A 13,453-nucleotide genomic window follows, 5' to 3' on the forward strand; every position below is an offset into this window, starting at 1 on the left:
TCGCCCGGCAGGTCGCGGTCAGCGTACGGCGCAGGGCGTGCCGTTGAGGGCGAAGGCGGTCGGCTCGCCGTTCGTGCCGGACTGACCGGCGATGAAGCCGAACGTCGCCGTGCCGCCGGCCGGGATGGCGGCGTTCCAGCCGGCGTCGGTCACGGTCACGGTGCTGCCGCTCTGACTGTAGGCGCCGTTCCATGCCTGGCTGATCTGCTGTCCGTTGAGGAAGGACCAGGTCAGCCTCCAGCCGTCGACCGCCGCGCCGCCGGTGTTCGCGATCGTCACATCGCCCTGGAAACCGCCCTGCCACTGGTTGGTGACGCTGTAGGTCACCGTGCAGCTTCCCGTCGTGGCCGGTGTCGGCGTGGGGCTCCGGGCAGGCGTGGGGGTGGGTGACGGACTGGGTGACGGACTGGGTGACGGACTGGGCGACGGCGAAGGGGCCGCGGCGAGCTTGGCCGCGATGATCGGGGCCAGGCGGTCGGCGATCGCTCGATGACCGGCGTCGTTGGGATGCACGGAGTCACTGAGGTCCGCGCTGGTCAGCCAGCCCTCGGTGTTGACGTAGTACACGTCGGCGTCGCCGCCGTCGTTGACGGTCTTGACCGCCGCCTGCGTCTGGGCGGCGAACCGCTTGCTGAAGGTCTCGAGCGCGAAGATGGCAGCCTTGGGGTATTTCGCCCGCACCTGCCGGAGCAGGTTGGTGTAAGAGGTCTGGAATTCCGGTGTGTGAACCCCATGGCCGGAGTCGTTGGTGCCCAGGTTGATCACCACGGCGTCGGCGGTGTAGCGGGAGAAGTCCCAGCCGGGGGTGGACGTGTTGGGGTCGAGCTTGACGAACTGCTTCTCCAGGCCGACGCAGCCGTCGGCGGTGGCGACCAGGCAGGCTCCTCCCTGGGCGATCTGGGTGTGCCGCGCGCCCAGCCGCTCCCCGATGAGCCAGCCGTACGCGGTGAGTGCGTTCTTCGACGTCGTCGTGCCCACGGTGATGGAGTCGCCGACGAACTCGATGAGCGTGCGCGGAACCGGCGGGGCGACCGTACCGGCGCCGGGATCGAGGACGAGCCCCCGGAAGACGGCGTCACCGTGATAGGAGCCCGCCACGACCCGGTAGGACACGCGCAGGGTGTGGGTGCCGGCTCTCAGCGGTGCCGGGGTCAGGTTCACCGTGCCGCTCACGTTCGTGTAGTAGGTGTAGGGCCCTCCGTCGATGCTGGCGTACAGGTCGATGGTGTTGCGTTGCCTGAGCTTCACCGTGGTGCCGGTGAAGCCGGTGGTGAGGTAGGCGCCGGCCCAGTGCGGCGTGTACGCGGTGGGGTCGGTGGTGTCCCACCGCCCGGTGAAGGAGATGTTGGAATCGGTCGGCGAGCCGTCGCCGGTGGCGGCATGTGCACGGGGAGGCAGGGTGATCGAGACCGCGGCGAGGGCCGCGGCCAGTGTGGCGGCGAGCGAGGAGCGAAGCGCCCCTCTCGTGGGGTAGGGCACGGACACTCCCTAGGGGACGGGGACACCGATCTTGGGGGCGATGACGGGGGCGAGGCGGTTGGCGATCTTGATGTGTCCGGCGTCGCTGGGATGCCCGTCGCCGTCGGCGTAGTCGGCGCCCGGAGTCAGCCAGCCCTCGGTGCCGATGTAGTAGACGTTGGCGTCGCCGGCGGCGTTGCGCGCCGCCACCGCCGCCTTGGTCTCGGCGACGTAGCGCTGTTTGAACGTCTCCATCGCGAACAGGGCCGCATTCGGGTACTTCGCCCGGATGGCACGCAGGAAGGCGGTGTAGGCCGACTGGAAGGCGGAGCCGGTGACGTGGTGGCCGATGTCGTTGGTGCCGAGGTTGATCACGACGGCGTCGGCGGTGTAGCGGGAGAAGTCCCAGTCCGCGGCGCCGGTGCTGCCGAGCTTGAAATACTGCGTGCTCTGCCCGGCACACCCCTCCTGCGCGACCAGGCAGTAGCCGGCGCGCGCGATCTGGGTGTGCCGGACGCGCAGCTTCTCACCCAGGACCCAGCCGTACGCCGACAGCGCGAGCTTCGAATCGAGATATCCGGCGGTGATGGAGTCGCCGACGAACTCGATGAGCTTGGTGGACGGGCGCGGGTCCACGGTGGTCGCCCCCGGGTCGAGCACCAGCCCTTGGAAGACCGTGTCCCCCGAGCGGTAGGACACGCGCAGCGTGTGCGTGCCGGCGGGCAGCGGGGCCGGGGTCAGGTTCACGGTGCCCTTGACGCCGGCGTAGAACACGTCGGCGCCCCCGTCGATGCTGACGTACATGTTGACGGCGTCGCGCTGTTTGATCTTCACCGTGGTCCCGGTGAACGCCGTCACGAGATAGGCGCCCGTCCAGTTCGGCACGTACCCGGTGCTCGACGCGGTGTCCCACCGCCCGACGTAGGTGATGTCGGGGTCGGACGGGCTGCCGTCGCCGCCGCGCGGGGTCGGAGTGGGCGAGGGGCTCGGTGTCCGGCTCGCGGAAGGGCTGCTGGAGGGGCTGCTGGAGGGGCTGCTGGAGGGGCTCGGCGTGGAGGTCGCCGAGCCCGTGCAGGCGGTGCCGTTGAGCGTGAAGGTGGTGGGCACGGGGTTGGCGGAGCCGTTCCAGGAGCCGTTGAAGCCGAAGGCGGCGGAGCCGCCGGTGGCGAGGGTCGCGTTGTATCCGGCGTCGGTCGCGGTGACTTGGGCCCCGTTCTGGGTGACGGTGGCGTTCCACGCCTGGGCGACCGTCTGACCCCCGGTGAAGGACCACGCCAGCGTCCAGCCGGAGACGGGGGCGCCGAGGTTGGTGACGGTGACGGCGGCGGTGAACCCGCCGGACCACTGCGACGTGACGGAGTAGTCGACGCGGCAACCGGAGGCGGCCGCCCCGGCCGCCGTCTGGTGGGCCACCGTGCCGATCACGCCGGTCAGGGCCGCCACGGAGCACACGACGGCCGCGCGCGTGCGCGAGCCGTACGCCGGGCTTGTGCGATGGACCTGCGCGCGCCGTGTCGCCTGGCGTTGGCCGCTTCGTATGCCACGCATCGGACCTCCGTCTTGTGTTTGCGCTAACAGAAGCAGCCGCGAAGACCTCCGTCAGTACGGCCCCTATGAGCGGGAGCGGCATGATCCCGTCGGTCGTGCGCCTTCAGCTGGAGGGTCGACGGTTGTCATGGGCGCGGTCAAGCCGCCGGTGGACGGCCCCTGCCGTTTGCCTCTTCAGCGGCCGACGACGGCGGAGCGGGCTGAACGTTTCAGCGGCCGGACCGTGCGAGCGGCCGGCCGGGCGATGCTCGGCCAAGCCCCTCCCGCCGCGGGCCGAGTGGCGGCTGCGCGCGATTCGCCTTGGCCGAATTTGACTGTTTCGGTCATCTTCTGGTTGATGATCCGCAAGGATGATCGCCAGGACGCCGCCCGGACGGAGGGCGGCGGTTGGGAAAGGACAACGTATGCGCAGGTCCGCGAGTACGGTCGTCGCCGCGGCGGCGCTGGCCGTCGGAGGGCTCGTCGCCAACCCGGCATACGCGATCTCGGCCGGTTACAGCCCCGAGGGGGTGTGCGGCTCCGGCTTCGGCCGGGTGAGTGACGGCAGCCGGGCGGTGAAGACCTCGTCGGGGAGGGTCTTCGGGCACGTCTACCTGCTCTACAACCGCTCGACGAAGCAGAACTGCGTGGTCACCATCAAGTCGGCGTACGTCGGCACGGCCACCCGGACGTCCGCGACGCTGGAGACGCAGACCAGGCGCCATCGCGACGAACCGGTGCGTACGGCACGCAAGACTGACAGCCGGAAGTACAAGTACTACGCCGGTCCGGTGAAGCTCTACGCCGAGAACCTGTGCGTCAAATACTCGGGCACGATCGCCGACACGCGGGTCGACGGGGAGATCGCCAGCGGCGGTCGCGGCGCGTGGGGCAACTGCGGCTGACCCGGAACGACGTCGTCACGGCCCGGCGGGACCGGGGCGCAGGGGCCGCCCGGCCGTTGTCCGGTCTCGCCGGCCGAAAAGGATTGGCGGGCCGGGCGGCACGTCCGATAGAACACTCGCAGACCCACGACGGCGAGAGGAGGGACGAGCCGATGTGTGCGAAGAACGTCGTGCCGGTTCCTTCCCGGGGTACGGCCGGACGCTGACTCCTGGGAGCGAGCGGGCACGCCTCACCTGAGGAAGTGCAGTGAACCCCAACGACATGATCATGCGCCCCATCTCGGGGCGCGAGGAACTCGACCTTTTCCGCCGCCTGCCCTACGTGCTGAACGACGAGCTGGACGACGACCTCGCCTCCGGCCGCCGGCGGCCCGAGTGGATGTGGATGGCGCTGTACGGCGACCGTCTCGTCGCCAGGCTGTCCTGGTGGGCCCCGCGCGCGGGTGAGCCGCCGGCGCTGCTGGACATCCTCGACCTCGACGACGCCGTGCCCGGACCGGCGAGCATCGACGCCGGGGTCCGGTTGGTCGAAACCGCGAGCGCCGCGGTGCTGCCGCTCGGGGGACGTCCGCCGGAATACAACGCATTCGTCCCCCCGCGGTGGCGTGACGACGCGGCGGCGAGGCGTGCCGTCGAGGACCGGATGGCCGTGCTGCGGCGGACCGGTGCCCGGCTGCTCGTGGAACGGCTGCGGTTGGAGTGGCGCCCGGGCGCTTCCGCCGCCGCGCCGAGTGGGCGGCTGACCTTCCGGCCCGTGGCCGGCCGGGAGGAGCTGGTCGCCCTGATGACCCTCGTCCTCGACGGCACGCTCGACGCCCACAGCCGTGCCGACCTCGCCGGCATGCCCGCCGAGCGGGTCGCTGCCGCGCACTACGACGACGAACTCGCCCACTACCGGAGCCCGCGGGAATGGTGGCGGATCGCCACGTCACCGGCCGGTGATCCCGTGGGATTCGTCATTCCGGCGCGTAACGAGTACAGCCCGATGATCGCGTACATCGGGGTCGTGCCCGCTCACCGGGGCAACGGTTACGTCGACGATCTGCTGGCGGAGGGGACGCGGATTCTCGCCGAGCAGGGCGTTCCGCGCGTCCGCGCCGCCACCGACGTCGGGAACGTCCCGATGGCCCGGGCGTTCCTCCGCGCCGGATACGAGCTCATCGGGCAGCGCCTCGACATGACCTGGAGTGAGGGCGGGTCGCGGTAGGGCGGGCGCTCCCGCGAGAGTGGCGCGGAAGGCACGCGCGGAAAACGGCTTGCGGCTCCTCCCGTCGTGCTCGCTAGGGTGACGCCCATGTGCGCCTTCGCATGCTTCACGAGGATCCGCCGCTCGTAGCGGCGGGTCCTTCCTCTTGTACGGCTCCGCCGTCATCGGTGTCCTCGCCGGTGCGGTGCTTCGCGCCGCCCGGCTCCGATCGCGTACTGGCGGAGCACATCCATGGTTCATCAGGGCGGACGGCACGAGCTCGGTCAGAACTTCCTCGTCGACCGTACGATCATCGCTCACATCGGGGAACTCGTCGCCGGAACGGCCGGCCCGGTCGTGGAGGTCGGCGCGGGGGACGGTGCGCTGACGCTTCCCCTGAGCCGGTACGGCAGGCCGCTGACGGCGGTCGAGGTTGATCCCGGGCGGGCACGCCGGCTGGCCCGGCGCGTGCCGGCGAACGTCACCGTCGTCAACGCCGACATCCTGCGGTTCCGGTTTCCCCGGCATCCTCACGTGGTTGCCGGAAACCTGCCGTTCCACCTCACGACTTCGATCATGCGGCGGCTCCTCGCGGCGTCCGGCACCAGGACCTCGTGCGCCGGGTCTTCACCGGGCGCGGACGCGGCCTGGCGGAGATCCTCGAACGCACGGGACGCCTGGACCGCCAGGCCGTAGGCGCCTGGGCGCGTGACGCGCGGGTGACGCCGCACGCGCTGCCCAAGGATCTGACCGCCGGACAGTGGGTGTCACTCTGGCAGGAAGTGACGCGGCGTCGGTGGCCGAGCCTGTGATGATGTCCTTCTCTTTGCCGGAGTCGCTGTGGACGAAAGGGATTCCCCGTGAACGATCTGGTCGCCCGGTTGTGGCGGAGCATCGGCGGCATCGGCGGCATCGGCGGCTCGGTTCAGTGGCGGCTGATGTGGCTTTCGCAGGCGAAGTTCATGGTCGGCGTCACGGGGATCGTTCGCGACGGAGACGGGCGGGTGCTGCTGCTGCGGCATCGGCTGTGGCCGGAAGACCGGCAGTGGGGGCTGCCAGGCGGCTACGCCGTCAGGGGGGAGACGTTCCGGGAGACGGTCGTCCGGGAGGTGCGGGAAGAGACCGGCCTGGAGGTGCGTGTCGGCGAGCTCGTGCAGCTCAACAGCGGTTACCGGCTGCGGGTCGAGGTGGCGTACGAGGCCGGGCTCGCCGGCGGCACGATGAGGATCGACCCCAAGGAGATCCTGGAGGCGCGGTGGTTCAGTCCTGACGACCTGCCGGAAGGGACGCTGCGGGCGCATCGGCACCTGATCTCCGGCGGAGCCGGTTAGGCGGTCGCCGGAGAGGCCGTCGACCGGCCTCCTGTGGACCGGTGCGATGTCGTGGGGTCATTCGCCCGTTTCTGATCGCCGGCTGTCCACAGAGCGGCGTTCGGGTGGGACGGGCGACGGCGGATTCGCGCAGGCTGCTGCAGTGCGGCGGTGCGAGGAGCGGCAGGTGCGGGGCCGGCTGCTCCTGCGGCACCTCCCGCGGCCGCTTCGGCGGTTGTAGATGCAGCACGTCGCGGAGGAGGAGCCATGCCAATCACCTATCCCGTGCCCGCGCAGACCTCGTCGGTCTTCGTCGTCGTCACGGACCGTACGCCGACCGACCTCTCGTCGATCATCCCCTGGCGGATGGGACCGTCTCACCGTCGCGCCGCCAGGGACGCGCTCGGCACGCCCCGGCTGACGCTGGAGGTGTTCCGGTCGACGCGGTCCCCCTGGCGGCGGATGGACCTGGGCGCCGAGGACCTCAAACGGGTGAGACGGGCCCGTCATCACGTGGTGGTGACGAGCACCGCCCCCGTCGAGGAACAGCCCGAGGCCGCCCAGGTCGCCCGGGCGGCCGCGCGCGGGATCGCGGAGGCCTACCACGGTGCGCTGTACGACCCGCTGACCGGAGCGGCCGTCTACCACTGCGCCGAATGCCCGGGGGAGCGACAGGACTTCCAGCTCGGCGACGACTGGCTGGGCTGGAGGGTGTCGTGCGCCGAGGAGGAACACGCCTGCGGCCTCGGCGCTGCCGCCCCTGCGGGAGCCGGCGCCGAGGCCGGCGAGGGCTGTTCGTGCCTCGTGACGACCTCGCGCGGCCTGCGGCGTTTCGGCCTGCCGGAGATCACCCTGACCGGCCTCGCCTGCGCGCACAGCCTCTGCGCGGTCACCGTTCTGCGCACCGTGGCGGAGTCACTGCTCGCGGGTCACTTCGCCTGGCTGTCCACCGGGCCCCGGTCTGCCTGCCGCGGCATCGCCCGCCGCCTGCGGGTGGCGGGGGTGGACTACGCCGTGCTGTCCGGCATACCGGACGAGGAGAACGGACTCCTGCGCGTGCGCCTCACGCCGGACGTCGTCGCCCGATCCTGCCTCAGGCTCCGCCTGCCCGGCGGTCACGACGGAGACCCCCGGCCGCATCACACTCCCGGCCTACTGGTCGCCTGACCCTTGTGGCCGTCGGCCGGGAAACCAGCACGATCCTGCCGGTGGTCCTGCTGGTCTGCCCCAGCTCGTGCGCCTTCGCCGTCTCGGCCCTGGGCGCGATCTGATCCACGTGCCCGGCACGCCCGGGAGGAGAAGGGGGCGGCCGCGGGACCGTCGCGCGAGCCGGGGGTGGGCCGTGGCGTGGTGCCGGGTCCCGGATGGGAACGTTTGGGTGTCTTTCGGTCGTCTGTGAAGTGTGACCCTTTCCAGTGCCGGCGATGACGAGATCAGGGACGCGCGGGACCGCGCCAGGCGCCGGGACCAGCTCCTCCGGCAGCGTGCCACTCTCCTGACTCAGGTCGAGGAGGTCCGCGGCCTGCTCGCCGACCTGGAGCGCCAGCTCGCCAAGGAGGACCGCGACGTCGCCAAGCTGGAGCAGGGCGGTTTCGCGGCCTTCCTGGCGGGTCTGACCGGGGGCAAGGAGGAGCGCCTGGCGCGGGAACGAGCCGAGGCGGTGGCGGCCCGGCAGCGGGTCACCGGTCAGCGGACCCGCCTGGAGTGGCTCACCGACGACCTCCGCTCCACCGAGCAGGAACTCACGGCGCTCGGCAACCCGCATCACGAGCTGGAGGTGCTGCTCGACCGTAAGGAGCGGACGCTGGTGGAGTCGGGCGATCCACGCGGGCGAGAGCTCGCCGACATCGCCGCCCGGCTCGCGAACGTGACCGCGGACCTGCGGGAGCACCAGGAGGCTCGGCAGGCGGGGATCGCGGCGGGCCAGGCGGTCGGCTACGTCCTGCGGCATCTCGGCGGCGCCCGCGGCGCCTCGACCTGGGACATGTTCAGCAACGGCGGCTTCGCCGACATGGTGGAGCACGGCCACCTGCGTCAGGCCGACGAGGCGGCCTGGCACGCGCAGGGCGCGCTCGACCGGTTCTCACGCGAGCTGGCCGACATCGGCGTCAGCGCCGCGCCCCAGTTGCCGAAGGTGGACACCCGCTGGTTCGCCGACGTCTTCTTCGACAACATCATCACCGACGCCATCAAGCATCAGCGGATCGCCCGTACGGCGGAGGCGGTACGCGAGGTCGCGGCATGGGTGGAGGCGATGGTCGACCAGATCTCCGCCCGCTCCGGTGAGCTGGCCCGTCAGCAGGAGTCTCTCGGCCGGCGACGCGAGGAGGTCCTGAGCTCCTGACCGGTCCCCGCCCGGCCAGACCGGCCTGCCTGGCTGGGCCCGAGCGGCCGTTCTCAGCTCGAGTATTCGGCTGATCGGGCGAGGCCGGAGAGCACCGCGAGGGTGCGTTCCTGCTCGCGGCGTCGCCGTACGGCGACGCCGCGAACTCGGTGACGCCTGCTTCGGCGAGCCGCCGGATTCGGCGGGTGACCGTCTGTTCGTCGCCGACGATAAGGACGTCTTCCGGGCCTCCCACGCGATCGCGTGGGTCAGCGAGCAGGCCCCGTGTGACGAAAATCTACTTGACCGCCTCCTTGCCCTGGTGCGCGGAATGGAGCCAGAGGTTCAGGAGGAGTAGGCATGACGAACAGGGTGACAGCGGTGAGCCGCAACGCGGCCCACACCTTCAGCAAGACCCCGCTGGAGTCGATCCGGCTGCTGCCCGGCCTGGGCGTCGAGGGGGACGCCCACGCCGGGGTGACGGTCAAGCATCGGTCGCGGGTCGCCCGTGATCCGAGCGCGCCGAACCTCCGCCAGGTGCATCTGATCCACGCCGAACTGCACGACGAGCTGCGCGAGGCGGGCTTCGCCGTACGGGCGGGCGACATGGGGGAGAACGTGACCACCAGGGGCGTGGACCTGCTCGCGTTGCCCACCGGCACCCGGCTGCACCTCGGCGATACGGCCGTCGTCGAGGTGACCGGCCTGCGCAATCCCTGCGTGCAACTCGACGGTTTCCAGGACGGGCTGATGAAGGCCGTGCTTGGCCGGGACGAGCAGGGCAATCTGGTGCGCAAGGCCGGCGTCATGGGCATCGTCGTCGCGGGTGGCGAGGTCCGGCCCGGCGACCCGATCCGCGTGGAGCCGCCCGTCGGGCCCCACCACCCCCTTCAGCCGGTATGAGCGCAGGGGCCCGGCCGGCGGCCCAGAGGATGCGCACGTGGGCATCTTCTGGATGAGGGAACGCCGGTCCGGCCCGGCGGCCGGCCCGGCGCCCTGTCCCGTCGACAGCCTCAGTGGACGTGACCCGGCTCGTCGTGGTCGTGGTCGTGGTCGTGCTCGTCCTCGTCTTCCAGGACCCCCTCCGACGGCTCGACGCCGAGCATCGCCTCCCGCGGCTCGACCTCCGCGACGTGCTCGACCAGGCCGAGCACGTGGTCGGGCTCGATCAGCCACTGCAGGGCCGCCGCGCCCGTCTCGTCGGAGTTGACCAGCTCGATCTGCTCCTGCCGCTCGGCGTCGTCCAGTTCGGCCTGAGGGTCGCGGATCTCGGCGAGCGCCGCGGCCTGCAGCGCGTCGACATCGAGGACCTCGACCACCAGGTCGACGGTGAGCCGCAGGTAGCGGCCGGTGTCCGTTCCATCGCTCATGGTGGTGATCCTATCGGCAAGCCGTTATGGCAATTTCCACTCGACCGGCGCCCCGCCCTGCTCCTCCAGCAGGGCGTTGGCCCGGCTGAACGGACGGGAGCCGAAGAATCCGCTGCGTGCCGACAGCGGGCTGGGGTGGGCCGACTCGATGCACGGCACGCTTCCCAGCATGGGGCGCAGGTTGCGGGCGTCGCGACCCCACAGGATCGCGACGAGCGGCCCGCCCCGCTCGACCAGCGCCTTGATGGCCTGCTCGGTCACCTCTTCCCAGCCCTTGCCCCGATGGGAGGCGGGCTTGCCCGGCATCACCGTCAGCACCCTGTTGAGCAGGAGCACACCCTGCTCGGTCCACGGGGTGAGGTCGCCGTTCGAGGGCGGAGCGGGGTGGCCGAGGTCGGCCATGTACTCCTTGAAGATGTTGACCAGGCTGCCCGGCAGCGGCCGTACGTCGGGGGCCACAGAAAAGCTCAGCCCCACCGGGTGGCCGGGGGTGGGGTAGGGGTCCTGGCCGACGATGAGCACCCGGACCTCGCTCAGCGGCTGCTGGAACGCGCGGAGAACGTTGTCCCCCGCAGGGAGGTACTGGCGGCCTTCCGCGATCTCCTGCCTGAGGAAGTCACCCATGGCGGCGATGCGCCCGGCCACGGGTGCGAGGGCCTCGGCCCACCCGGCTTCCACGAGTTCGTGCAACGGACGTCCTGACATGTCCGCGCACTCTATCGGCTTTTCCGTCCCCGTACGGCCCGCAGGCGGAAAGATCGGATGCCCGCTTACCCCCGTGAAGCGGGCATCCGACGTCCTCTCGGCACGGTTCGCCACACACAGGACATTTCCCGTGTCGCCCGTAGTGATGCCGGAGGCTCCGGGGAAGGCCCCGGGGCCTCCGGCCGGTCACTTCACCGAGCCCGCGAGCATGCCCTGCACGAAATACCGCTGGAAGGCGAAGAACAGCACCAGCGGGATGATGAGCGACAGGAACGCACCCGGCGCGAGGATGTCCACGTTCGTGCCGAACTGCCGCATCTGGGATTGCAGTGCCTTCGTCATCGGCTGGTTGTCGGTGTCGGCGAACACCAGCGCGACGAGAAGGTCGTTCCACACCCACAGGAACTGGAAGATGCCGAGCGACGCGATCGCGGGCTTGGCCAGCGGGAACACCACGGTGGCGAAGATCCGCCACTCCGGCGCGCCGTCCATCCGCGCCGCCTCCAGCAGCTCGCGCGGGATGCCCGCGAAGAAGTTGCGCAGCAGGAAGATGGCGAACGGCAGGCCGAACGCCACGTGGAACAGCACGACCCCGAGAATCGAGCCGAAGATCCCGAGGAATCCGTACAGCTTGGCGATGGGGATCAGCGCGATCTGCACCGGGACGACCAGCAGGGCGATGACCACGAGGAACACCGTGTCCCTGCCGGGGAACTCGATCCAGGCGAACGCGTACGCCGCCATGGCCGCGATGCCGATCACCAGCAGGGTCGCGGGCACCGTGATCAGCACGGTGTTCCAGAACGACGAGCTGAAGCCCGACGCGAGCAGGTTCGAGTAGTTCTCGAACGTGAGCTGTGCCGGCTTGGTGAACAGCGTCCACCAGCCGGAGGAGTTGTTCTGGGTCTCGCCGCGTAGCGACACGACCAGCAGGCCCAGGGTCGGGATCAGCCAGAACAGCGCGATCAAGACCATGAAGACCTGCACCACGCCGCCGCCGAGGCGGTCGACCACCCGCGTGAGCAGGCCGCGCTCGACCGGCTGAGTGTGCCGGGGTTCGGCCAGGGTCGTCATCCCTCGTCCCTCCTGAACCGGCGGATGTTGAAGATCATGAACGGCACCACCAGGACGAGCAGGAAGATTGACAACGCGCTGCCCATGCCCTGGTTGCCGCCGCCGCCGAACGACACGCGCCACATCTCCAGCGCGATCACGTTGGCCTGTGGCTGCACCGAGCCCGGGGCGATGATGAACACCAGGTCGAAGACCTTCAGCACGTTGATGATCATTGTCACGAAGACGACGAGCAGCACCGGCGACAGCAGCGGCACGGTGATCCGGCGGAACACCTGCCACTCGGTCGCGCCGTCGATCCTGGCCGCCTCCAGGGCGTCACGGGGGATCGCCGACAGCCCGGCCGCGATCAGCACCATCGCGAACCCGGCCCAGACCCAGATGTACGCGCCGATGATCGCGGGCGTGATCAGCGACGGACCCAGCCAGGTCAGGCCGTTGAAGGGCGCCGTGAAGTTCGACTGCGGCAGCCGTACGACATAGGAGCCGGCCGGGAGGCCGGAGAAGCGGAACGTGCCGTCGGCCGCCGTCTCGGTCGTCGCCTTGACCGCGCCGCCGGAGACCGCCTCGACCGTGATGCCGGCCAGGCCCTTCTCCTGCGGGTCGATCTGGTTGAGCGTGCCCCCGCCGCCGCGGACCACGTCGAGCCAGACGGTGCCGCTCAGGCCGTCGCCGCCGGGGGCGGCCTTGGCGGGCGCGGCGTCCTTCACCACGTCGTGGCTCAGGCCGACGAGCGGGATCAGCACCGGCGTGCCCGCCTGCACCTGCTGCTTCGTCACCACCGCGCCGCCCTGCGCGACCGCGGGCGCCTGGTCGTTCTCCCGCGGCCGCGCGCCGGGATATCCGGCGCTGGAGGAGAACGTGTCGTGGACGGTGGTGATGACGGCGTTGGCGACGCCCTTGTCCGGGTCCTGCTCGTACACGAGGCGGAAGATGACACCGGCGGCGAGCAGGGAGACGGCCATCGGCATGAACAGCACGAGCTTGAACGCCGTGGCCCAGCGGATGCGTTCGGTGAGCACCGCGAAGATCAGGCCGAGCGCGGTGACGATGATCGGGGCCACCACGACCCAGATGATGTTGTTCCTGATCGTGGTGAGCGTCGAGGAGTCGGTGAAGATCGAGAGGTAGTTGCCCAGTCCGACGAAGCGGTCGCCGGTGGCGTCGAAGAGGCTACGCCAGATCGAGTAGATGACCGGATAGATCATCCATGCGGCGAGCAGCAGCACCGCGGGCAGCAGGAACAGCACCGCCAGCCTCGGCGACGGACCGAGCCGCACGGGCGCGGTCGCCGCGCCCGCCGTGCCCGCCGCGGCGACCGCGCCGGGCGGGGCCGCCGTCGGGTATCCGGCCGCCGCCGGGCCCGTGGGAGGCTCGTCCGAGACGGCCCCAGAGTCCGGCGCGGCCGCGGAGTCCGGAGTGGTGGCTTCCGCGTCCTGGGAGCCGCCTGAGGAGCCGGGGGAGGCGGAGGATTCGGGGGAGCCGGGGGAAGGATCTGCAGGGGTCTCGCGGGGGCCGGAGGAGGCCCCGGCGGCGGAGTCTCCGCCGCCGGCGGCCTGCGGGCCGTCCAACCGTTCGGTCACGGCCGTCCTTCC

General features: G+C 70.8%; 12 protein-coding genes and 1 pseudogene. 7 read left to right on the top strand and 6 right to left on the bottom strand.

Annotated features, from left to right (window positions below):
• Positions 1 to 18: 18 nt before the first annotated feature.
• A complete protein-coding gene (locus tag ACQPZZ_RS09825; protein ID WP_432930939.1) occupies positions 19 to 1,479 on the bottom strand; it encodes a cellulose binding domain-containing protein in 1,461 nt (486 codons plus the stop codon).
• A 9-nt stretch (positions 1,480 to 1,488) separates the two neighbouring features.
• Positions 1,489 to 3,006 carry a cellulose binding domain-containing protein gene (locus ACQPZZ_RS09830; protein WP_432930941.1) on the bottom strand — a complete coding sequence of 506 codons (1,518 nt, stop codon included), beginning with the start codon at positions 3,004 to 3,006 and terminating at the stop codon, positions 1,489 to 1,491.
• Positions 3,007 to 3,410: 404 nt separating this feature from the next.
• Between ACQPZZ_RS09830 and ACQPZZ_RS09835 the strand changes: the two genes are divergently transcribed.
• From ACQPZZ_RS09835 to ACQPZZ_RS09865, 7 genes and pseudogenes are all read left to right on the top strand, one after another.
• A complete protein-coding gene (locus ACQPZZ_RS09835) occupies positions 3,411 to 3,890 on the top strand; it encodes a hypothetical protein (protein ID WP_363644496.1) in 480 nt (159 codons plus the stop codon).
• A gap of 247 nt (positions 3,891 to 4,137) precedes the next feature.
• Entirely contained in the window at positions 4,138 to 5,097 is a 960-nt protein-coding gene (locus ACQPZZ_RS09840; protein WP_432930943.1) for a GNAT family N-acetyltransferase, read from the top strand.
• A 231-nt stretch (positions 5,098 to 5,328) separates the two neighbouring features.
• Positions 5,329 to 5,888: pseudogene (locus ACQPZZ_RS09845) on the top strand (rRNA adenine N-6-methyltransferase family protein).
• A gap of 48 nt (positions 5,889 to 5,936) precedes the next feature.
• Positions 5,937 to 6,407 (top strand): NUDIX domain-containing protein, encoded by a 471-nt coding sequence (locus tag ACQPZZ_RS09850; protein WP_432930945.1) that lies wholly within the window; start codon positions 5,937 to 5,939, stop codon positions 6,405 to 6,407.
• 246 nt (positions 6,408 to 6,653) lie between these two features.
• Positions 6,654 to 7,553, top strand: a complete 900-nt coding sequence (locus ACQPZZ_RS09855) for a hypothetical protein (protein ID WP_432930947.1) — start codon at positions 6,654 to 6,656, stop codon at positions 7,551 to 7,553.
• A 235-nt stretch (positions 7,554 to 7,788) separates the two neighbouring features.
• Positions 7,789 to 8,730 (top strand): hypothetical protein, encoded by a 942-nt coding sequence (locus ACQPZZ_RS09860; protein WP_432930949.1) that lies wholly within the window; start codon positions 7,789 to 7,791, stop codon positions 8,728 to 8,730.
• Between the two features lie 339 nt (positions 8,731 to 9,069).
• On the top strand, positions 9,070 to 9,612 hold the full coding sequence (locus tag ACQPZZ_RS09865) for an MOSC domain-containing protein (RefSeq protein WP_432930951.1): 543 nt from the start codon (positions 9,070 to 9,072) through the stop codon (positions 9,610 to 9,612).
• A gap of 110 nt (positions 9,613 to 9,722) precedes the next feature.
• Here ACQPZZ_RS09865 and ACQPZZ_RS09870 read toward each other — a convergent pair whose 3' ends face one another.
• The 4 genes from ACQPZZ_RS09870 to ACQPZZ_RS09885 form a co-directional block, all read right to left on the bottom strand.
• Positions 9,723 to 10,079: a hypothetical protein gene (locus tag ACQPZZ_RS09870; RefSeq protein ID WP_363644478.1), complete on the bottom strand. Its 357-nt coding sequence runs from the start codon at positions 10,077 to 10,079 to the stop codon at positions 9,723 to 9,725.
• 24 nt (positions 10,080 to 10,103) lie between these two features.
• Positions 10,104 to 10,784: a uracil-DNA glycosylase gene (locus tag ACQPZZ_RS09875; protein WP_432930953.1), complete on the bottom strand. Its 681-nt coding sequence runs from the start codon at positions 10,782 to 10,784 to the stop codon at positions 10,104 to 10,106.
• A 186-nt stretch (positions 10,785 to 10,970) separates the two neighbouring features.
• Entirely contained in the window at positions 10,971 to 11,858 is an 888-nt protein-coding gene (locus tag ACQPZZ_RS09880) for a carbohydrate ABC transporter permease (protein WP_432930955.1), read from the bottom strand.
• Positions 11,855 to 13,441 carry an ABC transporter permease subunit gene (locus ACQPZZ_RS09885; protein WP_432930957.1) on the bottom strand — a complete coding sequence of 529 codons (1,587 nt, stop codon included), beginning with the start codon at positions 13,439 to 13,441 and terminating at the stop codon, positions 11,855 to 11,857. Before ACQPZZ_RS09885 ends, ACQPZZ_RS09880 begins: the two co-directional genes overlap by 4 nt.
• Positions 13,442 to 13,453: the final 12 nt, after the last annotated feature.

Source organism: Microbispora sp. CA-135349 (assembly GCF_050947365.1).
Lineage (GTDB): Bacteria > Actinomycetota > Actinomycetes > Streptosporangiales > Streptosporangiaceae > Microbispora.

Bases quoted from the DNA above. Each gene is read 5' to 3' on its own strand.
- ACQPZZ_RS09870 (WP_363644478.1), bottom strand. From the start codon at position 10,079: ATGAGCGATGGAACGGACACCGGCCGCTACCTGCGGCTCACCGTCGAC.
- ACQPZZ_RS09865 (WP_432930951.1), top strand. From the start codon at position 9,070: ATGACGAACAGGGTGACAGCGGTGAGCCGCAACGCGGCCCACACCTTC.
- ACQPZZ_RS09830 (WP_432930941.1), bottom strand. From the start codon at position 3,006: ATGCGTGGCATACGAAGCGGCCAACGCCAGGCGACACGGCGCGCGCAG.
- ACQPZZ_RS09835 (WP_363644496.1), top strand. From the start codon at position 3,411: ATGCGCAGGTCCGCGAGTACGGTCGTCGCCGCGGCGGCGCTGGCCGTC.
- ACQPZZ_RS09855 (WP_432930947.1), top strand. From the start codon at position 6,654: ATGCCAATCACCTATCCCGTGCCCGCGCAGACCTCGTCGGTCTTCGTC.
- ACQPZZ_RS09880 (WP_432930955.1), bottom strand. From the start codon at position 11,858: ATGACGACCCTGGCCGAACCCCGGCACACTCAGCCGGTCGAGCGCGGC.
- ACQPZZ_RS09875 (WP_432930953.1), bottom strand. From the start codon at position 10,784: ATGTCAGGACGTCCGTTGCACGAACTCGTGGAAGCCGGGTGGGCCGAG.